The 23,310-nt window shown below is 66.2% G+C and carries 13 protein-coding genes and 1 pseudogene; 8 read left to right on the forward strand and 6 right to left on the reverse strand.

From position 1 onward, the window contains the following. Window positions 1-86 precede the first annotated feature (86 nt). Window positions 87-9,053, forward strand: coding sequence for a hypothetical protein (locus ATO3_RS28925; protein ID WP_233152341.1), 8,967 nt, complete (start codon window positions 87-89; stop codon window positions 9,051-9,053). A gap of 19 nt (window positions 9,054-9,072) precedes the next feature. Here ATO3_RS28925 and ATO3_RS26930 read toward each other — a convergent pair whose 3' ends face one another. The 3 genes from ATO3_RS26930 to ATO3_RS26940 form a co-directional block, all read right to left on the reverse strand. Beyond that, complete coding sequence (locus ATO3_RS26930) at window positions 9,073-10,392, reverse strand: HlyD family type I secretion periplasmic adaptor subunit (protein ID WP_088652874.1); 1,320 nt, start codon at window positions 10,390-10,392, stop codon at window positions 9,073-9,075. After that, window positions 10,389-12,608, reverse strand: a complete 2,220-nt coding sequence (locus ATO3_RS26935; protein ID WP_233152342.1) for a type I secretion system permease/ATPase — start codon at window positions 12,606-12,608, stop codon at window positions 10,389-10,391. Before ATO3_RS26935 ends, ATO3_RS26930 begins: the two co-directional genes overlap by 4 nt. Before the next feature lie 64 nt (window positions 12,609-12,672). Then, the gene (locus ATO3_RS26940) at window positions 12,673-14,082 is read right to left on the reverse strand and encodes a TolC family protein (protein ID WP_088652876.1); all 1,410 of its coding nucleotides are present in this window, start codon (window positions 14,080-14,082) and stop codon (window positions 12,673-12,675) included. A 164-nt stretch (window positions 14,083-14,246) separates the two neighbouring features. On the opposite strand from ATO3_RS26940, the gene ATO3_RS26945 reads away from it, so the two are divergent. Beyond that, complete coding sequence (locus ATO3_RS26945; protein ID WP_088652877.1) at window positions 14,247-14,933, forward strand: OmpA family protein; 687 nt, start codon at window positions 14,247-14,249, stop codon at window positions 14,931-14,933. A 130-nt stretch (window positions 14,934-15,063) separates the two neighbouring features. Here ATO3_RS26945 and ATO3_RS26950 read toward each other — a convergent pair whose 3' ends face one another. The 3 genes from ATO3_RS26950 to ATO3_RS26960 all read right to left on the reverse strand — a co-directional run bounded on the left by ATO3_RS26950 (window position 15,064) and on the right by ATO3_RS26960 (window position 15,987). Then, a complete protein-coding gene (locus tag ATO3_RS26950) occupies window positions 15,064-15,330 on the reverse strand; it encodes a type II toxin-antitoxin system RelE/ParE family toxin (RefSeq protein ID WP_088652878.1) in 267 nt (88 codons plus the stop codon). 4 nt (window positions 15,331-15,334) lie between these two features. Then, window positions 15,335-15,592 carry a ribbon-helix-helix domain-containing protein gene (locus ATO3_RS26955; protein ID WP_088652879.1) on the reverse strand — a complete coding sequence of 86 codons (258 nt, stop codon included), beginning with the start codon at window positions 15,590-15,592 and terminating at the stop codon, window positions 15,335-15,337. 89 nt (window positions 15,593-15,681) lie between these two features. Next, the gene (locus tag ATO3_RS26960) at window positions 15,682-15,987 is read right to left on the reverse strand and encodes a hypothetical protein (protein ID WP_088652880.1); all 306 of its coding nucleotides are present in this window, start codon (window positions 15,985-15,987) and stop codon (window positions 15,682-15,684) included. Between the two features lie 300 nt (window positions 15,988-16,287). Between ATO3_RS26960 and ATO3_RS26965 the strand changes: the two are divergent. From ATO3_RS26965 to ATO3_RS26990, 6 genes and pseudogenes are all read left to right on the forward strand, one after another. Then, a pseudogene (locus tag ATO3_RS26965) lies at window positions 16,288-17,859 on the forward strand (recombinase family protein). After that, window positions 17,859-18,767, forward strand: coding sequence for a plasmid partitioning protein RepB C-terminal domain-containing protein (locus ATO3_RS26970; protein ID WP_088652881.1), 909 nt, complete (start codon window positions 17,859-17,861; stop codon window positions 18,765-18,767). The pseudogene ATO3_RS26965 and the gene ATO3_RS26970 overlap by 1 nt, the downstream one beginning before the upstream one ends. Next, the gene (locus tag ATO3_RS26975) at window positions 18,764-19,678 is read left to right on the forward strand and encodes a plasmid partitioning protein RepB C-terminal domain-containing protein (RefSeq protein WP_088652882.1); all 915 of its coding nucleotides are present in this window, start codon (window positions 18,764-18,766) and stop codon (window positions 19,676-19,678) included. Before ATO3_RS26970 ends, ATO3_RS26975 begins: the two co-directional genes overlap by 4 nt. Window positions 19,679-20,350: 672 nt before the next feature. Beyond that, window positions 20,351-21,358 carry a helix-turn-helix domain-containing protein gene (locus ATO3_RS26980; protein ID WP_198963361.1) on the forward strand — a complete coding sequence of 336 codons (1,008 nt, stop codon included), beginning with the start codon at window positions 20,351-20,353 and terminating at the stop codon, window positions 21,356-21,358. Between the two features lie 78 nt (window positions 21,359-21,436). Continuing rightward, a complete protein-coding gene (locus ATO3_RS26985; protein ID WP_088652883.1) occupies window positions 21,437-22,426 on the forward strand; it encodes a helix-turn-helix domain-containing protein in 990 nt (329 codons plus the stop codon). Between the two features lie 100 nt (window positions 22,427-22,526). Next, window positions 22,527-23,303, forward strand: a complete 777-nt coding sequence (locus ATO3_RS26990) for a hypothetical protein (RefSeq protein WP_233152343.1) — start codon at window positions 22,527-22,529, stop codon at window positions 23,301-23,303. Window positions 23,304-23,310: the final 7 nt, after the last annotated feature.

The raw sequence follows: 23,310 nt of genomic DNA on the forward strand, positions 1-23,310 counted from the left end.
ACACCGACCCCGGCCTGCCGCGCGAGCAGCTCGACAGCGTCACGCTGACGCTGGACGACCTGCCCCCGGACGTTGTGATCACAGGCGTGCCCGCCGGCACGGTGACCTATGACGCCAGCACCGGTGGCAGCCTGACCTTCACCGGCACCGCCGCGCAATACGACGCCCTGCAGCTGACCTTCCCCACGGATTATTCAACGGAAAGCCCCGGCGCCGACGGGCTGGTCCTCACCGGCACGCTCTCGGCCACCTCGACCGAGGATGCCACCGGCCAGACCGCCCCCGTCACCTTGCGGATCACCCCCGAGGGCGACCTGTTCATCGACGACAGCCTGCCCGACACCGTGCCGGACGAGACCGACGGGCCCACCCTGCTGACCCCGTCGGAGCTGCTGTTCCCGGAGATCACGGATGCCGACGGCTCCGAAAGCTTCACGCGGATGGTGCTGGTGGTCGAGGGGCTGCCGCCGGATGCGACCCCGGTCTTCGGCCCGGATGTGACGCTGTCCACGACGGTCGCGGCGGACGGGAGCGTGACGGCGACCTTTACCGTGGACCCGGCGGCGCCGGACATGGTGCCAGCCTACCAGTCCATCCAGATCACGCTGGCCGGGGATTTTTCCACCGCGAACCGGTCGGATCTGAGCAATGGCGACACGCAATTGCCGCTGACCTTCCGGCTCACCGCCGAAAGCGACGAGGATCGGGACCTGGCCAGCGATCTGCCGGACGACGGGCAGGCCACGGTCAGCCGCGTGGTGGATATCGGGTTCGAGGAGGATATCGACCTCGCGGCCCCCGACACGATCACCGCCGCGGAGGATGACGGGGTCGAGGACAGCGATCAGGGTGTAACGGTGGACCTGGGGATCGAGATCACCGTCGACGACGCCGACGGGTCCGAGACCGAGGACCCCACCAGCATTTTCGGCGCCCAGGTGCGGATCTATTTCGGCGGGTTGCCCACGGGGGCGGCGGTGAATGGCGGCACGCTGGTCGGCCCGCTCTGGACCGGCAGCGTGACCGAAACCGAGGCGCTGACGCTGGCGCTGCCGGGGAATTACAACGGGACGGTGACCGGGGTGATCCTGGTGACGACCCGCGAGGGGTTCGAGGTCACGCCGCAGGAGATCGTGATCACACCCACGCCGGATGGCACGATCATCGCGCAGTCGATCGACGAACAGGAGACCGACGCGCCAGTGACGATCCGGTTCTCGGATTACCTCGAAATCCTCGACACCGACCCGGGGGAACTCGTCGAATCGGGGAGCCTGACGGTGACCGGGCTGCCCCCGGGGACGACATCGAACGGCGGGACGATCACGGCGGACGGGACCGGGACATTCACGCTGACCTACGTGTATCCGCAGGATTTCCCGCCGCCGCAGGATCTGACGGTGACCTTCCCGGCGGATTATTCCACCGACAATCCGGGCGATGTGATCACGGGCGACCTGAGCGTCGAGATCCGCGACGGCACCGATGTCTACACCGAGGATCTGACCTTTCCGATCCATATCGCGGTCGAAGGCGACGTGGAGGTCGACGGCGCCGATCTGGTGCTGGACGAAACAGACGACCTGGTGCTGTTCCGGCCCGTCGACAGCGTGCTGCCGCAGGCCACCGATGCGGACGGATCCGAGAGCATCCAGCAGATTGGCGTGGTGCTGCCGCAGGCGCCGGAGGGGATGCGCTATTCGCTCGATGGCGTGAGCTTCATGGATCTGCCCGCCAACGGGATCCTGTCGCTGAGCGAGGCGGAATACGGCAACCTTGTCTTTGAACTGCCTGCGGATTTCTCGACCCAGAGCCCGCAGAGCAATCTGAATATCTTCGTGCTGGCGGCGACGGATGAAAACGGCGGGGCGATCGGCCGGCTGTCGGTCGAGGTGCGGGCCGAGGGCGATATCGTCATGGACGGGCCCGGCGCGATCGTGCTGGGGGAGAATGATGCGCCGAACGACAGCGACGAGGATGCGACCAGCTCGGCCCCGATGATCTTTGCGCTGCGCGATGCGGTGGATCCGGTTGCGACCGACGTGGATGGCTCGGAATCCGTGGCCAGTATCGACGTGACGCTGGCCGGGCTGCCGGACGGCGCATTCTATTCGACCGATGACGGGCAAAGCTGGATCGCGGTGCCGACGGGCGGCACGCTGAGCCTGACGGGGCTGACCGAACAGGTATTCGACCGGGTGCAGGTGCGACTGCCGGATGATTTCTCGACCGTGGACGACCTGATCGGCAGCGTGACCGCGCGGACCGACGAGTCGATCCTGGCCGGGGAGACCGACAGCGGGCCGGATGACGGGGTGGAGACGCGCGAGTTTATCGTGACGATAAGCTCGGAGGCGGATGTGCGGATCGATGTCGCCGATATCACGGTGATCGAGGATCTGGGTGAGGTCATTCCGCTGGATATCGCCGCGACGGTGACGGATATCGACGGGTCCGAAACGATCACCGATATCACCGTGGCCTTCGACGGGCTGCCGACCAACGGGCCGACGACGCTGACCGAAGGCACACAGCTGACCGGACCGCAGGCAGTCTGGAGCGGCACTGCTGCGCAGCTGACCGCCCTTGGCGTGGCCAGCTTCCCCGAGCATTTCTCGGGCGTGATCGACATCAGCGTGACGGTGATCACCGACGAGGGCGACCCGGCAGGCACCAGCGATGCCTTCGTGCTGAACGTGACGCCCGTGGCTGAGCCGGCGATCACGCTGTCGGTCGATGACAACGAGGCGGCGGTGACCGGCGCCGAGGCGGATCAGTTCGTGGTCAAGGAAGACGCGGGCTTCCTGCTGCTGATCGATGCGCAGACGCCGGACCGGGACGGATCGGAGAGCCTGACGCAGATCGTGATCGAGAACCTGCCGGCGGGCTGGGTCGCCAGCACCGGCGGCGCGGTGGACCTGGCGCTGTTCGAGGCTGGCGCGGCGGATGTGGCCGGCGCAACGATCTCGGGCACCACGCTGACGATCACGTTGCTGCCCGGGGTGACCGCGTTCGACGGGGCGCTTCGGGTGACGCCGCTGGCCGACGATGACCGCGACGTGGAAACGCTGATGGGCGGCGATCTGGTGGCGACGGTGACCTCGGTCGATACCGCCACCGGCCTGCCCAGCGATACCGCGACGGCCGGCGACGGGACGGATGTGGACGTGGATGCGGTCGTCGATGGCGCGACGCCCGCGGGCACGGACGAGACGGTGAACGAGAACCGCGCGGACGTCCTGGTGATGGACCTGGGGCTGGGCGGCATCGCGCTGGAGGACAGCGACGGATCCGAGGTGTTCTCGGCCGTGGAACTGACATTTACCATCGCCACGGCGAGCAGCAATTTCGACCCGCTGACCGATCTGCTGCTGTCGGGCGATCCGGCCGTGGCGTCCTTTGTGGCGGCATCGGCGGTGTCATCGACGGCCGACAGCGTCACCTACCGGTTCGAGCCGGGCAATGGCGCGACGACGCAGGAATTCTCGGATGCGCTGGCCACGGCGCAGATCATCCTGCCGCGCTATTTCAGCGGCGTGATCACGGTGGACGGCACCGCCGACTGGCAGGAGACGACGACGCCGGTGACCTCGCCGGGCGATGTGGAACTGGACCAGAGCGACAATTTCAACAGCGCGACCTTCCAGTTCGTCAAGACGGTCAGCCCGCAGGGTCAGGCCGATCTGACGGCCTCGGTCTTCGTGCTGGATACCGACGACGCCAATGGCGATCCCACGCGGGTCGAGGCGACGGTGCGCAACGGCTCCATCGCCGGGGCCGAGATCCTGACGCTGCTGGAGGCCACCGCCGACGGGTCGAGCCCGGGCGGGGCGACGGCGTTCTTTGTCGGGATGAGCGGCTATACCCCCGACAAGGACGGATCGGAGCAGATGGTTGCGATCACGGTCCGGAACGTGCCCACGGAATGGATCGCGCCCTTCGTCAGCAATGGCGTGGTCGACCGCGCGGCGTTCCACACGCTGGACGGATCGGGGCCGATTTCGGATGCGGAATGGGCCAAGGTCGATCAGGCGACCTATGACGAAACCACCGGCGAGCTGGTGCTGGAGCTGGTGCCCGGGGTCACGGAGTTCGAAGGCGCGGTCCTGCTGCAGCCGACGCTCTACGAGGATTACGACGTCGACCGGCAGGACGGCGATGACTATAGCGCGGCCGGGGCGTTCTTTGGCGACGATCTGCACGTGGTGCTGGACCTGACCGACACCAACACCGCCACCACCCAGACGCGCAGCGCCGATGCCGAGTTGGATGTGGACGTGGACCCGGTCAACAACTTTGCCATCATCCAGGCCATTCCGGTCGGCAACGAGCAGGTCATCGACGATGCCAACGGCGTCTGGAACATCTCGCTGGACGTGAGGATCCCCGACACCGACGGATCCGAACAGATCACCGCGCTGGTGCTGCGGCAGGTGCCGGCCGAGGTCACGGTCTATGTCACCGACCCCAACGATCCGACCGGCCCCAAGATCCCGGCGCTAATCACCGAGCTGAATTCGCCCCCCGGCTTCAACAGCTGGAGCCTCGAGAACGGGGAATGGCTGGATATCGAATTCCGCGGCATCCCCACCCATACCGCCGGCAACGTGGCGCTGGACGTGGATGTGGTCACCACCGAGGACGACGGCACCACGCGGGTCACCCCGCTGAACCAGCCGCTCTATATCCAGCCGGTGGCCGATGGCGGCGATCCGTCGGAAAGTGCCGCGACGCTGGAGGATACCGCCGTCCAGGTGTCGATCGACGGCAATATCATCGACAACATGACCAATTCGCCCGGCTCGCCCGAGGCGATCCTGAACTACATCATCCTGGAAAACGTGCAGCCGGATTCCGCCGGTCGCCAGCCGACCTTCTACGATGGCGATCCGGCGCAGGGCGGCATGCAGATCACCTTCAGCGCCGGACAGGTTCTGCTGACGCCGGAACAGGCGGCCAATCTCTGGGTGCTGCCCGGGCAGGACAGCAACGAGACGGTGCAGTTCGACGTGCGGGTGCTCTATTACGAGACGATCCTCCCCTCCGAGACGCTGGTCGCCACCGGCACCGTGACGGTCGATGTCACCGGGGTGGCCGACACGCCGGTGCAGGTGCTGCAGAACGAGGATCCCTCGACCACAGCGGGCGGCATCGCGCTGGCGGATGTGGATGCGATCTATCGGCCATCCGAGGTGATCGACGGGCTCGAGAACTACAACCGGCTCTACGGTTATGCCGGCTATGACACCGCGCCCTTCGTGCTGAACATGCGGCTGACCGACGAGGTGCTGCGCACCGGCTTCACCGACGATCCGGCGCAGGATTTCGAGGCCGCCGATCCGCCCGGCGGCACGATGACCGAAATCGTCACCCGCCCGCCCGACGGGTTCGACGGGTCCGAGACGCTCTATCACGTGATCACCGGCGTCGATCCGCGTGTCGACCTGCTGGGCGCGCAATCGATCGATGCGACGGGCGAGACCTATCTGGTGACTTCGGCCAAGCTGTCGGCGCTGAGCTTCGTGCCGACCAACGTGTCCGAGATCACCTATTACGACATGACGATGCACACGATCGTGCTGGAGGACGACCAGGAGATCATCCTGCCGCCGGGCAATTCGGTCGAGGACAACCTGGCCTATCTCGACAGCCTGACCGGCGGCGCGGTGGTGTCCGAGGATTTCTCGGTCGTGGTGCTGCCGCAGACCGGCACCGGCCCCGATCCCTGCCCGCCCGAGAAAGACCTGCCCCTGCCCGAGCTCATGCTGATCGGCGGCGGAGACGAGGATACCGAGATCGCCCTGAAGCTGAAGATCACCCCGGTTCCGGGCTTCTACGACAGCATCGGCGATCTGGCGGTGCTGCCCAACGGGGTGAATGGCGATTTCACGCTGGCCATCGATCTGCCGCCCGGCGCGACCCTGTCCAGCGATCCCAGCGGCGCGGTGCTGCCCGATCCGACCTCGGGGCGCTGGGTGATCGACATCGCCAAGCTGGGTGTCGACCCCTCTGACCCGACCCAGACCGAAGGCAGCATCCTCTTCACCCCTCCGCCGCATCAGTCGAGCCCGGTGAACCCCTTCGACCCCGACGAGACGCTGGGGCCGGATGATCCCTATGACGATCTGTCCGAGCTCGACTACGCGATGCGGCTGGTCAACGTGGATTGCGACACGGTCAAGAGCGGATCCGGGACCTTTGATCTGACCATCAACCCGGTGGTCGACGGGCCGGACATCATCCTCGGCGGCGCCGACGTCTTCGACGAGGACACGGTCTATGACCTCGGGCTCAGCATCGAGGGGATCGACGGCGGCGAGCGGCTGGTGGGCGATGTGGAAATCGTCATCGGCGGCGGCGATCCGGGCATCCAGCTGATCGGCCCGGACGGGCCGCTGACTGGCACCGTGGATCAGGATGGCGTGACGACCTACCTCGTCGATCCCGACGATATCGGCAGCCTCAGCCTGGTTCCCACCGAACACCTGGCCGTGCTGACCTCGATCCGGGTCAGCGCGACCTCCGAGGATATCGACGGCTCGCAGCTGACCAATACGGTGCAGAAGATCTTGCAGGTCATTCCGGTGGCCGATGTGCCGGTGTTCGATTTCGACACCAGCACGACCGACCCCGACACCGGCCTGCCCTATGTCGACGACAGCGGCAGCGATCCGGTCATCACCATCGTCGAGGATCAGGCCTTCACGCTCGCCGATGTGCTGGACGTCTACACCCCCGACCAGGACGGATCGGAGACGCTGTCGATCACCATCTTCGACGTCCCTTCCTACCTGCGGATCTCCGGCCCCTCGGGGTCCGGGTTCATCGACAATGGCGATGGCAGCTACACCATCTCGGCCGGGGCCTATCAACAGGTCACGCTGCAGCTGAGGGACGAGCACGCCCGCACCCCCGACGCGCTGGACCCGTCGCTGCCCGACGCGATCCCGCTGAGGATCAGCGCCTCGACGCTGGAGCTGGGCAACAGCGACACGGCCGCCAGTTCGCAGACCTTCTCGATCCGGGTGCGGCCGGATGCGGATGTGCCGGTGCTGACCGCCTCGATCGATCCGGCGACCGGCGTCGAGGACCAGCCGCAGCCCTATGCGATCACGCTGTCGGCCACGACACCCGATCCGCACGAGGCGATCTCGTTCCAGGTCTCGGTCCCGGCGACCGGCAGCATATACCTCGACGGCAATGTCCTGACCCCGGATGCCAATGGCATGGTCACCATTGCGGGCGTGCAATCGGGCGGCAGCGGGCCGTTCACGCCGGCCGGCGCGGTGACCTTCGTGCCGGTAGAGGATTTCGGCGGGCAGGTTGCGCTGAACGCCGTGGCGATCACCTCGGATGCCGAGCTGAACGGATCCTTCGTGGACACGCAGGCCTCGGCGGTGGTGCCGTTGGAGCTGGATGTCACCGTGTCGCCCGACCTCGTGGTGACGGTGGATGATCCCGACGTGGAACTGCAGGAGACCGACGACGCGGTCAGCTTCGCACCGGCCGGGGATTTCACCATCGACGTCGCGGATGTCGACGGGTCCGAGGTGGTCACCCAGCTGACCTACACCATCAGCGGCGTGCCCGACGGCACGACCTATTCAGTCGGCGGCGGCACGCCCGTGGCGGCCAGCGGAGATCTGGTGTTCACCGGGACACAGGCCGAATTCGACACGCTGACCGTGACCTTCCCGGCCGATTTCGCGACCAACGACACGCCGCTGAACGGCACGCTCAACGTGCAGACCAACGAGAACGGCAACGAGACCGGCGCCTTCACCATCGATGTGGCGGGCGAGCTGGATCTGGTGGTGACCAACACCACGCCCATCGCGCTGGCGCAGGATGGCGCGCCGCTGGTAGTGGAGTTCGGGATCGACGCGGATGTGACCGACCAGCAGGCGGTGCAATCGGAATGGCTGGAGGAGGTGGTGATCACCTTCGACACGCCCCTGCCCGCCGGCACCACGGCCTCGGCCGGGGTGATCGATGCCAACCGGCAGACGCTGACCTATACCCGTGGCACCACCGATATCGCCACCTTCGCCGCCGCCGTGGCGGCGCTGTCGATCACCCTGCCCGGCACCGCCGCGGCCGGCTTTGGCGGAGAGATCACGGTCTCGACCAACCACGGCACCGCACCGGCACAGGCCTTTGTCGTCGATCTCAACGATCAGCCGCAGATCAGCGGGCCGGTGAGCTTCTCGACCACCGAGACCAGCTTCGACATCGACTTCGCCACGCTGCTGGCCAATGCGACCGACAGCGACAATCTGACGGTGGAGAACCCGTCGAGCGACGATCCCGACGTGTCGGTCACGCTGCTGGCCGATGCGGTGCGGGTGACGGTGCCGGATGGCTACGTGGGCAACCCGGTGCTGACCTATGATGTGGTCGACGATGCAGGGGTTCCGGCCACGGCGCAGGCGACGGCGGATCTGAACATCAACACGATGCAGATGATCGAAACCGGGCAGGTGATGCTGGGCAATCCGCTGCTGTCGGACGTGACCGGCGCGCCGGGCGGCAACGACATCGCGCTTGGCACCGATGCGGCGGATAGCGTGGTGCTGGATCCCTCCGCCCGGCCCTATGCCGAGGTCGAGGGCTTCTCGCTGCTGGGGGGCGACGACATCGTCGATCTCTCGGCCGGATCGGCAGGCTACAGCGTCGATGGCGGCGCGGGGGCGGACCGGATCACCGGCAGCGCCGGGGATGATCTGCTCTCGGGCGGGGCCGATGCCGATACGCTGACCGGCGGGGCCGGAGACGACATCTTTGCCATGACCGACCTGCTGGCCAGCGACGTGATCACCGATTACCGCTCGCCCTCGGCCGCCGGAGAGACCGACCAGCTCGACCTGTCGTCGCTGGTGCAATTGTCGGGGACCGAAGCCATCGCCGACCGGGTGAGCTATGACACCGGCACCGGGGCGCTGAACGTGGACGGCAGCCAGGTGGCCGAGGTGCAGACCGGGTCGGGCTTTGCCAACCAGGTGCAGGTGATTTTCGAGGACGCGGCCAACACGCAGCAATCGGCGGTGATCTGAGCCGCCGTCCGGCGGGGCCTCAGCGTTCGCGCAGGGCCTCGTATTGCGCCTTGCGGAAGGGTTTGAGCAGGTAGTCCAGCACCGTCTGCTCGCCGGTCATGATATCGACCTGCGCGACCATGCCGGGCAGGATGCGATAGCTGCGGCCGTCATGTTCCAGCGTGTCGTCGAAGGTCTCGACGATCACCGGGAAATAGACCTCGCCCGTCGCCTCGTCCTGTTCGGCATCCGCGCCGACCCGCAGCACCGCGCCCTCGAGCGCGCCGTAGATGGTGAAATCGAAGGCCGTCAGCTTGACCTTGGCCGGCAGCTCGGGACGGACGAAGGCGATGTCCTTGGGTGAAATCCGCGCCTCGACCTGCAGCTGATCCTCGTCGGGGACGATGCGCAGCACCTCCTCGCCCGGCTGAATCACCGAGCCGATGGTGTTGACGTTGAGCACCGAGACGATCCCGTCGACCGGGGCGCGCAGGCTGGCGCGCGCGACCACATCTCTGGCGCGCTTGATGCTCTCGTCGATCACCGCCTTGTCGTTGAGCGTGTCCGAGCGTTCGGAGCTGATCTCGGCGCGGCGGTTCAGGTCCAGCTCGGCCAGCCGCGCCTGCGCCTCGGCCTCGGCCGAACGGCCCTGCGCCAGCCGGCTGAGCAGGGTCGAGCGCTCCTGCCGCTTGACCACGCGCTCGCGTTCGATCGGCAGGATCTGCGCGCGCGAGACCACGCCGCTGGAGGCGCGCAGCTCGATCTCCTCGTCGAGAAGGGCCAGCGTTTCCTCGACCTGCGGCAGCGATGCCTCGATCTCGGCCAGTTCCTCCTGCCGCTGCACCAGCTGCGCCTCCAGCACCTGCCGCTGCGCCTGATAGGAGGCCTGACGCGAGACGAAGAGCGCCGCCTCGCGCAGCGCCTGCGGGCTTTGCGGATCGACCTCGGTGCCGGTGAAATCCAGCGCCTGATCGCCGCGCGCCTCGGCCTCCAGCCGCAGGTTGCGCGCCGCCATGGCCTGCTGCTGCGCGCGCAGCTCGCCCAGGTTGGCCGAGGCGCCCACATCGCTGATCCGCACCAGCACCTCGCCCGCGCGCACCGCGTCGCCCTCGCGCACGAGGATCTCGCGCACCGTGCCGCCTTCGAGGTTTTCCACCGTCCGTGCGCGGCCCGAGGGCACCACCCTGCCCTCGCCCCGCGTCACCTGTTCGATCCGCGCCCAATGCGCCCAGCCGATGCCGCAGGCGACCAGCGCCACCAGCACCACCAGCATCAGCGTCAGCAGACGCGAACTGCGGCCCATCCGGGCCCCCTGCCCGGCGGTGGCGAAATCGCGGAGATCCCAGAAATCGGTGCTCATGTCCCGGCCTCACGCTCCGGATCGCGACCGGGATCGCGCAGGCTGGCCAGCACGGCGGATTTATCGCCATCCCGCAGCACCGCGCCATTGTCGAGCAGGATCAGCCGGTCGACCAGGTCCAGCAGCCCCATGCGGTGGGTCGAGACGATCAGCGTCATCGGGTGTTCGTCCAGCGCGGCGGCGAGCCGGCGGATGAACTCTTTCTCGCTCTGCATGTCCATGGCGCTGGTCGGCTCGTCGAGGATCAGCACGCGCGGCCTCTGCAGCAGCGCACGCGCCAGCGCCACCATCTGGCGCTGCCCGCCCGACAGGTTGCGGCCGCGCTCGGCGATCGGCATGGAAAAGCCCGCCGGATGATGCGCCGCGATGCGGTCGACCCCGGCAGTGCGGGCGGCACGCAGGATGTCCTCGCTTCGGGCCATGGGCACACCGAAGGCGATGTTCTCGGCCAGCGTGCCGGAAAACAGCACCGCCTCCTGTGGCACCAGCTGCACCGCGCCGCGCACCCGCGCGCTGTCGAGCTGCGCCATGTTCAGCCCGTCGAGCAGCACGCTGCCCTCGGTCGGCGCGTAAAGCCCGGCCATGACACGCACGAGACTGGTCTTGCCCGCGCCAACCGGGCCGATCACGCCGACGCGCGCCCCGGCGGGGATCTCGGCGCTGATCTCCTTCAGCGCGGGCAGCTCCGACACCGGGTAGTGCAGCGAAACCTCGGAGAGGCTCAGCCGCCCCTGATCCAGCGCCGCGTTCAGCGCGCCACTGCGCTGGCCGGCGTCGGAGGGCATGGCGAGGATCTGGTTCAGCGAGCGCATCGTCGACATGGCGAAATTGGCGCGCACGAAGAGCGAGGCCAGCATCGTCGTCGGCGCCAGCGCCCGGCCCGACAGGATCATCGCCGCGATCACCGCGCCCATGGTGATCGAGCCTTCGAGTGCAAGGTAGACGCCGATCACCACTATGCCCACCGAGGAGAATTGCTGCGCCACCGCGGTGATCGTGGTGGCATGGGTGGCGATCTTGCGGCTGCGCTCCTGCGCGCGGGCGCTTTCGGCGACCTGCGCCTCCCACCGGGTCTGCATGCGGCCCTGCCCCGATATGGCCTTCAGCGATTCCAGCTCGGTCAGGGTCTCGACGGCGACGGCGTTCTTGGTCCCCTGCGCCTGCCGCGCCGCGTTGGAGGCCCGGCCCAGCGGCAGCAGCACCAGCACGCCCACCACCAGCACGACGCCGAACGCAATGGCAGGCGGAAACGCCAGCGGGCCGCCGATATAGGCGATCACGGCGATGAAGAGCACGGCGAAACACAGGTCCACCAGCGTCGCCAGCGTCTGGGACGAGAAGAAATCGCGGACCTGCTCGTAATCCTTCAGCGTGTTGGCCAGCGTTCCGCTGGGCATGGTCTGGCTTTCCAGCCGCAGGTTGGAGACATGGCGGAAGATCGTCGACGATACCGCCTGATCCACCTGCCGGCCCACGCGGTCGGTGACGGCGGCGCGCACCCATTTCAGCAGGTTGTCGAAGATCAGCGCGATGCCCAGCCCCACCACCAGCGACCACAGTGTCACCAGCGCGGCATTGGGAAACACCCGGTCATAGACCGTCATGGTGAAGATCGGCGTGGCCAGCGCCAGCAGATTGACCAGCGCCGAGGCCACGATCACCTGCGTATATTCCGGCCAGAACCGCGCGGCGACGCTCCAGTACCAGTGGCGGCCCGGTGCGGGCGCGTCATGGGCGGCCAGCGGTGTCTCCTCGGGGCGCAGGACGAGGGCGTGGCCGACATGGGCCTCGTCCAGTTCGGCGCGCGGCAGGGTCAGCGGATCGTCGGAGCGTGCGGGCCAGATGACGCGGGCGGTGTCGGCCTGCAGCTCCAGCAGCACGCAGGCCTCGCGGCCCTTCAGGAACAGAACCGCAGGCAACAGCGCCTCGGGCAGATCGCGCAAAGCGCGGCGCGACAGGCGGGCGCGGACCCCCTGCAGCTCGGCCGCCTGCAGCGCCAGCTGCGGGGTCAACCGGCCATCGGCCGGCAGGGCAAGGCCCGCGATCAGGGACCGGGGGGCGATATCGCGCCCCAGCTCGTGCATCGCGGCGGACAGGGCGCGCAGCAGCGGATCGGCGGAGCCGGGATCAAAGTTCCACTCCGGCCCCGGACGCGCGCCCGTGCGTTTCACCTGCAACCGGCGGGCCTGCGATCTGGCGGCGCTGCCGTCGTTCACGACCGTCTCCTGTCCGGACCGGCCTGCGAAAGCGCGGCCCTGCTTGTCCACCGTCTGTCCGCCGTCAGTCGACCGAGCGGCGCCAGTCGGAGAAGGTGCGCGCATCGAACCGCTTGGGCTCGTACGCCGATCCGACCTCGAGCGCCTTCATGTGCTGGCGGGCATAGGTCCGCGCATCTTCGGGCGGCTCGATTCCCATCGTCGACAACAGAGTACCCGTCGCCGCCAGAAGGCGATAGCGGATATAGACCTCGAGCGAGCGGGCGTTGATCAGGTTGACCTCGGCCTGGAACAGGGCGTTCTGGGTGTTGAGGATGTCCAGCAGCGAGCGCGAGCCGACCTGGTATTCCTCTTCGTAGGTGGTGCGCAATTCGCGCGAGAGATCGGCCTGCCGGCTCAGCGTGGACACGCGGCGCTGCGCGGTCTGCCAGTCGGCCCATGTGTCGCGGACCTCGCGTTCGACCAGCCGGGTCTGGTGCAGCAGCGTGGCCGAGGCCTCGCTGGCGCGGCGGATCTGTTCCTGCCGCCGGGCGCGCTTTCGGTCGCCCTGCAGTTCATAGCGCAGCACCACGCCGACCTCGCCGTCAAAGACACCGCCCTCGAAGCCGTTCACATCCTCGCCGGTGGTCACCTCGGCCTCGAGATGCACGGTGGGCCCGCGATTGGCCTCGGCCGCGCGCCAGCGTGCCTGGGCGGACCCGACATCGGCCTGCGAGAACAGGATCGTGGGATTGTACCGCCGCGCCACGGCCAGCGCCTGGTCCAGCGATCCATGCACCTGCGACGAGATGCTGGGCACGTTGCCCATGTTGTCGGGCTGAAGCGCCACGATCTGGAGGAACTCGTTTTCGATGGTCAATGCACTGAGTTCGAAATCGATCAGCGTGTCCTCGGCAAAGAGCACCCTCTCCTGCGCCTGCTGCACATCGCCGATCGGAATGGCCCCGGTGCCAAAGGCATTCTCCAGCCGGGAATAGACCGAGCGGTGGTAGGTGACATTGCTGCGTGCCAGATCGAGCATCGCGCGCGAGCGCACCACGTCGGCGTAAAGCCGGATCGCCTCGAGCGACAGAAATTCCGACCGCTCCAGCACCCGCAGCGCGGCGGCATCGACACGCCAGGCCTGACGCTCGATCTCGGATCGGGTCCGGAACCCGTCGTAGATGAGTTGCGACACCCGCCCCGTCAGTCGATATCCTCCGATCGGATCGTCGGCGGCGCTGAGATCATTGGTGGTACTGCCGTCATCATAGCTCGACCCGGCCCAGGCCTCGACCTCGAACCGAGGCATCTGGAAGGACCGGGCCTGATCCAGTTCAAACTCGATCGCCTGCTTGTTGGCTTCGGCTGCCTCGATCTCGGGATTGGTTTCCAGAACCGCGAAAATCACGTCCTGCAAGGTTAACGCAGAGGCGGTGGTGGACCAGAAAGTCGCTGACAAACTCAGGCCCGCAAGCGCGAGAACTCGTAACATGGCGTTTCCTGTTGCTTTCGGTTAGGTTGAGCTTAACACTAGAGAAGCATATGGGAAAACGCCGTGACAAGCGGCATTTCCGAAAGCGGAGAACCTGTCGGATTGCGGCCACAGCCGGGGGCTGCAATTTCATGAATTAACGATTGAAATCAGGGATGTTAAAAATGGCACACCTTCGAACATGGATTCTCGCCATATTTTCGTTGATTGTGATCACTGCCGCTGAGGCCCAGGTGATCGGCACGGTGAATTTCGATTTCGACAGTTCCGCCCTTGACGCCGAGGCGCTGGCGCATATCGCCGAGATCGCCGAAGAGTTGAAGACCATCGACAGCTACAAACCCACCGCCGTGGTCGGTTATACCGATGCGGTCGGCACCAACGGCTACAACCTCGGGTTGGGCCAGCGCCGGGCCAACGCGGTCGCCGCCGAGCTGGTGCGGCTGGGCGTGCAGGTCGACCGGATCGGCCAGGTGGAAAGCCGGGGCGAGGCGGATCTGCTGATCTCGGTCTCGACGCCCGAGCGGGCGAACCGGCGGGTAAACGTGACGCTCGACCAGATGCTGGCCGCCTGCCGCAGCTTCCGCCAGATCGCGATCACGCGGCAATCCATTGGCGAAGAGCTGCAGGGCGATCTGCGCAACTATCTCGCGACGGCACGGACCCAGTTCTCGGCGTTCCGGTCCAACGGACAGAACACGCCGGCCTTCGAGGTTGCGGGCGCCGCGCGCGAAGCCTGCGAAATCGCCGTGGCCTATGACATGCAGGCGATCCGCAAGGTGGAATATGCCAAGCGCTGCATGTGCAATTCGGCGCGCCTGCAGGTGGCGATGGGGCAGTTGGCACCCTGACGCCCGGTGCGGGCAGACGAATTCGAACTCGTCTCTAACAAGGGCAGGATGGCTGTCCCTTAGGCCGCGCAGAGACCGCGCCACTCGGCGAGAGCGGCGGCGCGGTCTCTGCGCGGGATAAGGGGCAGTGCTACTGTCCTTGTGGAGACTGGTTCGAATCCGTCTGACACCGGGGTCTCCAGTACACGAAATGCCGCTCGTAGCGGAAGAAATATCCCTCTACTCCGAACTCGGCCGGCACAGGCCTAGACATCACCCCGCGGCTTTCGATCTTCTCGAAGGCGTCGAACAGCCCGGTGATGTACGTTTCGGCCTGCGCTTCGCCCCACTGGTCGCGGGTGTAGCGGTAGATCTCGTCGATACGCACCGAGGCCGCTTCCTGGACCCGGATCGCCATGGGCTCAGGCCCGCCGGTTTCGAGCGATCACCTCGGCGGCGGTCATAGGCGTGTAGCTCTCCTCGGGCGCAGCGAAGGCCCGGTTCAGTTCCGCCTTCAGCCGATCGAAGGCTTCGCGCTCCGCGCGCTCCTTGTCGCGGCGGGTCAGGTCGCGGATGTACTCACTGACGTTCTCATAGGCGCCGCCCTCGCCAACGTTCGTCGCGACGAACTCGCTAAGAGCGCCGCTCACGCGTACGGTCATCGTTGTGGTGCGCGGCATGGCGGCCGATCTCCTCGTTCTGTCTTCAAGATAACCAAAAACGAACACATGACAAGACGGTGGCTCCGCCCTAGCGATGGCGCGTCGTCCTAGTCGTCGTCCTTGATCCACCGCTCCGCCAGCGCCAGGAGCACCAGCACGATGGCGTCGGAATGCCGCGCGAGCGAAATCAGGTGCTCGCCGGTCGGCCCGCGCTCACCCGCGAACCAGTACTTCACGGTTCTCTCGCTGGCTCCCGTCCACCGCATCGCGGTCTTGATCGCCCGATGAGTCGAGCCGAGTTCCGAATGCAAAGCCAAAGCTATCGCAGCGCGATAGTCGCCGGGAATGCCGTCCAGGTGCAAAACTGTGCCCATCTTCGGCACAACTGTGCCCATCTTCACCCGCAACTTCATGTTTCTCTCCGTTAAATCTTTGGAGAGCCATGAAAACGGGAGAATCTGCTTTGCGCCCGAGACGACGCCCCGACCTCGTCTGGCCAAGCAGGTCTCTATTGGACGGTGACGACCATGTTTTTCGAATCTGCGCCCCGCGCCACCCAACGGGTGCAACGGCTGCATGGCGGTCTGGGAAAGGACCTGCCCTTATCGAAGATCGCCTTTTCGAACGCTCGAGTGTCTCCTGTGTTCGACGATATTGCCGAGCATCCCGCACAGCGGTGCTGGCGTCGTTGGCGGTGATGGGGAGATGCACGTGTGAGAAGCGGCCGGGCGAACAGCGAGGACGGTAGCGCGGCGGCAGAACAGCACGTTCCGGCAGTCGCATATGTCCGGATGTCGACCGATCACCAGAAATACTCGACCGAGAACCAGCTCGACGTCCTCCGCAGCTACGCCGCCGCCCGCGGCCTGCAGATCCAGCGCGTGTTCGAGGACTCAGGGCGTTCCGGGCTGCGGCTCGACGGCCGCGAGGCATTGCAGAACCTGATGGCCGAGGTCCAATCCGGCCAAGCCGACTTCAAGGCAATCCTCGTCTATGACGTCAGTCGCTGGGGCCGATTTCAGGATGCCGACGAAGGCGCCTATCACGAGCATGTCTGCTCCCGCGCCGGCATCCGGGTCCATTACTGCGGCGAGCAGTTCGAGAACGACGGCAGCATCGGCTCGAACCTTCTGAAGACCGTCAAGCGGGTAATGGCCGGCGAATACAGTCGCGAACTCTCGGTGAAGGTCTTCGCCGGGCAATGCCGCCTCGTGGAGCTTGGCTATCGCCAGGGCGGCGCGGCCGGATACGGGCTGCGGCGGGTGCTGATCGACGAGCACGGCAACCCGAATGGCGAACTGTCGCGCGGCGAGCAGAAAAGCCTGCAGACCGACCGCGTGATCCTGGTCCCCGGCCCCAAGGAGGAACAGAGGGTCGTCCAGCGCATGTAGGAGATGTTCGTGAACGAGGGGCGGACCGAGCGCCAGATCGCGGAGGCCCTGAACGCCGAGGGATACCGCACCGATCTGAACCGGCAATGGACGCGAGCGACCGTCCATCAGGTTCTGACCAACGAAAAATACATCGGGAACAATGTCTTCTCGAAGGTGTCGTTCAAGCTGAAGCAACGCCGCGTGGTGAACCCGCGCGAGATGTGGATCCGGGCAGAGGGCGCGTTTCCGGCGATCGTCGATCAGGCGCTCTTCCTGCGTGCACGGGAAATCGTGGATGCCCGCAGCCGGCATTTCTCGGACGAGGAACTGCTCGATGCTTTGCGCGCGATCCTTCAGCGACAGGGCATGTTGTCGGGCCTGATCATCGACGAGGAGGACGACCTGCCGTCCTCCAGCGCCTATCGCAGCCGCTTCGGCAGCCTCCTGCGCGCCTACCGGTTGATCGGTTACGAACCAGATCGCGACTGCGGCTACATCGAGATCAACCGGACCCTACGGCAGGCGCATCCGCAGGTCGTGGCCGAGATCATCGCCGGCATCGCCCGGCACGGCGGGTCGGCCGTGCAGGACCCCGACACCGACCTGGTGCGCGTCAACGGCGAGTTCACGGTGTCCATCGTGCTGGCCCGCTGCACGGCGACGGCCGCCGGGTCGCTGCGCTGGCGCATCCGCCTCGACACTGGCCTAGTGCCCGACATTACCATCGCTGTTCGCATGGACGAGGTGAACGAGACGCCGCGCGACTATTACGTGCTGCCCAGCATCGACATGACCCTCGGGAAACTGAAATTCGCCGAGCAGAACGGCCTCGCGCTCGATGCGTACCGGTTCGACACGCTCGATTTCTTCTACGCGCTCGCCTCGCGGGCCAGGATCGCGGAGGTGGCGTGATGCCCGACGATATTGAGCAGACCAGCCCGAAGCAGGTGACCCTGATCCCGACCGACAGGATCCGGATCCTCAACCCCCGCGTCCGCAACCGGCGCACTTTCGAGGCGATGGTGGAGAACATCGCCCGCATCGGCCTGAAGCGGCCGATCACCGTGGCGCCGCGTGCCGGGACCGCCCCGCAGGAATACGACCTCGTCTGCGGTCAGGGCCGCCTCGAGGCCTTCATGGAACTCAAGCAGGAGCGCATCCCGGCCATCGTGATCGAGGCCGACGAGAGCGACTGCCTCGTCATGAGCCTCGTCGAGAACTGTGCGCGGCGCCAGCACAACCCCATCGACCTGATGCGCGAGATCGGCGCGCTCCGCCAGCGCGGCTACAACGACCGCCAGATCGGCGAGAAGATCGGCGTGTCCACCGAGTATGTGAACATGATCGCTGGGTTGCTGGAGAAGGGCGAAGAGCGCCTGGTCGCCGCAGTCGAGTCGGGGCTCCTGCCGCTGAACCTCGCCATCCAGATTTCCAAGACGGATGCGAAGGGCGCGCAGAAAGCGCTAATGGACGCCTACACGCAGAACAAGCTACGCGGCCGGAAGCTGGCGCTCGTGCGACGCCTGATCCAGCAGCGAGAATTGCGCGGCCCGCAGATCAAGAGCAATCCGCTCGGTCGCCGTGTGGGGAAGCGGGCGCTGACCAGCGAAGGCCTCGTTCGCGCCTATCAGCAGGAAGCCACTCGCCAGAAGCTGCTGATCAAGAAGGCAGAGCTGACACAGGGTCGACTGATGTTCGTGCGCGAAGCCTTCCGAAAGCTCTGCGCGGACGCGCACTTCATGACGCTGCTGCGGGCCGAGGGTCTCGAGTCGATGCCCGCCGATCTCGCCCGCGCGGTCACGGACGGGGCTCCAGCATGAAACGTGATGAGCACCAGCCTCCGCCCGGCGTCAACCTCGGGTTCGAGGACGACTGCGTGACTCTCCCCATCGACGCGATCCTGCCGTTACGGACCCTCGGCAAGAACGCGAAGTCGAGCCGAAAGTATCGGCAGATCGTGGCCTCCATCGCTCAGATCGGAATCGTCGAGCCGCCCGTCGTCGTTCGAAACCCCGACAAGTCCGCGACCTGGTTGCTGCTCGACGGCCATCTGCGGATCGAGGCCCTGAAGGACGCCGACGCCCAGGAGGTGGAATGCCTCGTCTCCACCGACGACGAGGCGTTCACCTACAACCGGCAGGTCAGCCGCCTCGCGCCGATCCAGGAGCACAGGATGATCCGCAAGGCGATCGAACGCGGCGTGCCGGAAGAGAAGATCGCACTCGCGCTCGACCTCAACATGAGCAGCATCCGGCGCAAGGCCCGCCTGCTCGATGGCATCTGCGAGGAAGCGGGCGCGATCCTGAAGGACAAGCCCTGCACCAATGCGGTCTTCGAGACACTGCGCAAGATGAAGACAATTCGCCAGATCGAGGCGGCCGAGCTGCTGGTCAACGCAAACAACTATTCCGTCGCCTATGTGAACGCGATCCTCGCGGGAACGCCGCAGGCGCAGTTGGTCGACTCGTCCAAGCAAAAGAAGGTCAAGGGGATCACGCCCGAGGCGATGGCGAGAATGGAGCAGGAACTCGCCCGCCTGCAGGAGGGGATCGCCTCCATCCAGGACACATACGGCCAGGATCATCTGCACCTGACCGTGATTAAAGGCTATGTCCGCAAGCTGCTCGGGAATGCGCGGGTCGCGCACTATCTGGCGCAGAACCATCCCGAGTTCCTCGGCGAGTTCCAGACCATCACCGAGATCACACCGGCAGAGGCCGCCGACGTCTAGTAGCGGCCCGTCGGCCATTGATGGGGACCCGGACCCGATAAGCGCGGGGACCGCGGGAGACGCCGGACTGTGGGCCGGATCGAGCGCGGTGGTGGGGATGGCGGCGAAGCCGCTCGGAGCCCACCAGGCCGGCTCGAGATTTCGCCGGCCGCGTGGCCGCGCATGCGGCTGCGTTTCATCGGGGCGTGCCGGAGGCCGGGCAACTTCGGCACGCCCAAACTTCATCGCGCGTTCTTGTCGTTCGGACGACAGGCTCCACGACCATGAGCTGCGGCAGCAGTTCCAAGGCCGTCCCGCCTGGATAGCGGAGCGTGCGAGCTCCCGCCTATTCAGATCTCTCGGACATCCATTGTGACATTCATTGAAAGCAGATCGGTGGGTCTACCTGGAAACTGCCGGTCACCGAGGCAACCTGCTGGATCCTTCTCGCAAAGGCGACGGGAATGAGATTGGTGGATCCGACCGATCTGTTGGTTGCCGGGCCGACAGAGGATTGTCCTCGAGATTGACGGCAAGCACCACTATGCGAACGGCGAGCGCGCCGATCCTGGCCTGTACGCCGAAATGGTTGCGGCCGATCGCAACTTTCGCCTCCGCGGCTAGCCTTTCCCGACCGTCTTGCGTTCATGCCTCGAGCGTCCAGCAAGACGGCATACCGGTTCGTGTGATGCAATGTTCTGCATAACCCGCTATGTTCGTGGAGAATTCACGAAGTTCGGGATCATGCTTTCGTCAGACGCCACCATAGACTGGACCACTGTGCCGATTGCCCGGATCGAGGATCTCCGGGATGCGGTGCTTGGCGCGGGCCTAGACGCCACGCAGCTATCGCGAGGCAATCTTTCCGGTGGCATCGCCTTCGCCGAGCTCGACGGGATGGTCTTCACCTCCGGGTATGTCGGTGGACCCGTTGCGCTCAGCGGACCGCTCTCGGGCGATCGGGTCACGATCGGGATCGGTATCGATCTGCCCGCCGGGACCCGGCACTGGCTGAGCGAGGTCGGGACCGGGAATGTCGGCGTCTACCTTCCGGGCGATGAGCACGACTCGATCTATGCGCCCGGATCGCTCTACGCGACCGTGACATTGACGGCGGATCGGCTGGAGGCGGAGGCGGCACAGCTCGACCTCGCTCTCGATGAGCGGACGCTTGGGGGCACCGGCGTCCACCCGCGCAAGGTGGCGCCGACGATTCCGACCCAGCTGCGCGAGCAATTCCGGTCCGTTCACGGCGGCCATCCCGTTCCCGGCGATCCAGCGCGAGCCATGCTCCATGCCGTCCTCTGCCACCTCGCACGGCCCCCGCGCGCGATGAATGTCGGGACGCGCCCTGGAAGTCATGGCCGCATCGTCCGACGGGCCCGCGCCTACATCGCCGAGCACCTGTCGGAGCCCATCTCGGCCGACGCGCTCGCCTCGGCGGCCGGCGCGTCCCGGCGGACGCTCTTCCGGGCTTTTGCGGAGATCCTGGACGAGACGCCGCGAAGCTACGTGCGACGGCTGCGCCTGCATCGCATCCGGCGCGACCTCGCCGACGCTCCCGAACGCGTCTGCACGATCGCGCTCATCGCGAACGAGTGGGAAATGAGCGACCTCGGTCGTATGGCGGGCGCATACCGCGAACTCTTCGGCGAGAAGCCGAGCGAGACCCTTCAGGCGGCACGCGCGCCGGGGCCATAGAATTTTGGCACGAACTGCACAGACCGCTCCTCGTTCCAGCCGCATTCTGGTCCTGACACAAGCGGGGAGACTGTCGATTTGGCGTTGGAGCGGGCGGCCAGTTCGAGTTGCGAGGCGTGGCGGCGGTTCCCGGTCCGGCGAATAGAGGACCTGCGCAACGCCGTTCTCGGCGCACATCTGGAGGCGATGCAGATGGCGGGGCCGCCTCCCAGCGGCAGCCTCGCCTTTTGCGCCTGTCGCGGCATCGTTTTCAGCACGGGGCTGATCGACGGCAAGGTCGACCTGCGCGGGGCGCTGGCCGAGGACGCGGTGACCCTGATGCTGTGTCTGACCCTCGGGTCCGGATCACGCCTGTGGCTTGACGAAGCCAAGGTGGGCGAAGCCGTCATCGTCATGCCCAGGGGCGAGCTCGACACGATATTCGCGGGGCGCTCCGCCTATATAGCCGCAACTCTCACCGAAGACCGCCTGCGGAGCGAGATAGCACGATCCGGCCACTGGGGCGATTACGGCACGCCTGGCAGGGCCAACATCCGCCGCGCCACGATCCCGTCGCCGGAATTGGAAGAGATCAGGCGGCAGGTCGCCCTGATCCACCAGTCGGCGTCTCATGCGGTCCGACCCGGGCTCGACTCGGCGACCCTGCGCCTGCTCATCGGCCGTTTCGCGTGCTCCTCATCGACGAGCGACACGTTCCGCTCGAGCAGGAAGGCGGGGATCGTCCGCCAGGCGCGGGAGTATATCCACGAGAACCTCGCAGCGCCGATCCGCATGTCGGATCTCGTGCTCGCGACTGGCGTCTCGGCGCGAACGTTGCACCGGGCCTTCAAGGATATCCTCGAGGAGACCCCGCAGGGCTATGTTCGTCGTGCGCGCCTTCACCGCGTACGACGCGATCTGGTGTCCCGGCGTGGAGTGATCTGCACGATCGGCGATGCGGCCGCGCGCTGGGGCGCCGGCAGCGACCCCGGCCGTCTCGCCGTCAGGTACAGGGAGCTTTTCGGCGGGAAGCCGAGCATGACTCTCGCAGCCGCCCGTGAGCGGTCGCGACAGCCCGAATGGTTGTAGGCGGATTGGCACGATCTACGTAGACGGCAGGGCGGAGCGCACTGTTACCGTAGAGGCAAGTTCGGCCCGCGAGGGGAGGACGCGGCAAAGGAGGTGGACCGTGGCGCAGAGGACAATTGGTAAGGCCCTGATCGCGACGATACTGATGGCCGGTCCGGCCGCAGCCCAGAGCGATTCGGCGGCTCAGGCAAACAACCCGCTCGCCAACACCAAGGCGCTCAATTTCCAGAACCAGTATACGGGCGAGCTTTCCGGGACGGACCGCGACGCCAACCAGCTCTTCCTGCGCTATGCGCAACCGTTTTCCGCCTTCGGCGGCCAATGGCTGATGCGCGCGACCCTGCCGGTGAACACCTTCCCCGAAGCGGGAGGGGGCGACACAACGGGGATCGGCGATTTCAACGTGTTCGCCGCCTATCTCTTCGACACCGGCAATCCGGCGATCAGCTTCGGCGTCGGGCCGCAGGTCACGATCCCGACGGCCACGGATGATGCCATCGGATCCGAGAAATGGTCGCTAGGCTTTGCCAATGTACTGTTCAACGCGACGAACCCAAAATTCCAATGGGGCTACCTGCTGACATGGCAGGCCAGCGTCGCGGGCGACGACAACCGGGCCGACGTGAACATAGGAGCCTTTCAGCCGTTCGCGTTCTACCAACTCGGACAAGGTTGGTACCTGCGATCCTCGGGAATCTGGACCTATGATTTCGAGACCGACAACTACGCCGTCCCGATCGGATTGGGCGTCGGAAAAGTGTTCCAGACGGATTTTGCGACGGTCAACGCATTTGTCGAGCCACAATACTCGGTCGCAACCGAGGGCGATGGCCAACCCGAATGGGGCATCTTCGGCGGCCTCAATTTCCAATTCTGACAAGACG

The organism is Marinibacterium profundimaris (assembly GCF_002210095.1).
Classification (GTDB): domain Bacteria; phylum Pseudomonadota; class Alphaproteobacteria; order Rhodobacterales; family Rhodobacteraceae; genus Marinibacterium; species Marinibacterium profundimaris.

Excerpts from the sequence above, each read along its gene's own strand:
- ATO3_RS26980 (WP_198963361.1), top strand. The coding sequence starts at position 20,351 with ATGTTCTGCATAACCCGCTATGTTCGTGGAGAATTCACGAAGTTCGGG.
- ATO3_RS26970 (WP_088652881.1), top strand. The coding sequence starts at position 17,859 with ATGCCCGACGATATTGAGCAGACCAGCCCGAAGCAGGTGACCCTGATC.
- ATO3_RS26945 (WP_088652877.1), top strand. The coding sequence starts at position 14,247 with ATGGCACACCTTCGAACATGGATTCTCGCCATATTTTCGTTGATTGTG.
- ATO3_RS26955 (WP_088652879.1), bottom strand. The coding sequence starts at position 15,592 with ATGCCGCGCACCACAACGATGACCGTACGCGTGAGCGGCGCTCTTAGC.
- ATO3_RS26950 (WP_088652878.1), bottom strand. The coding sequence starts at position 15,330 with ATGGCGATCCGGGTCCAGGAAGCGGCCTCGGTGCGTATCGACGAGATC.
- ATO3_RS26960 (WP_088652880.1), bottom strand. The coding sequence starts at position 15,987 with ATGAAGTTGCGGGTGAAGATGGGCACAGTTGTGCCGAAGATGGGCACA.
- ATO3_RS26940 (WP_088652876.1), bottom strand. The coding sequence starts at position 14,082 with ATGTTACGAGTTCTCGCGCTTGCGGGCCTGAGTTTGTCAGCGACTTTC.
- ATO3_RS26975 (WP_088652882.1), top strand. The coding sequence starts at position 18,764 with ATGAAACGTGATGAGCACCAGCCTCCGCCCGGCGTCAACCTCGGGTTC.
- ATO3_RS26930 (WP_088652874.1), bottom strand. The coding sequence starts at position 10,392 with ATGAGCACCGATTTCTGGGATCTCCGCGATTTCGCCACCGCCGGGCAG.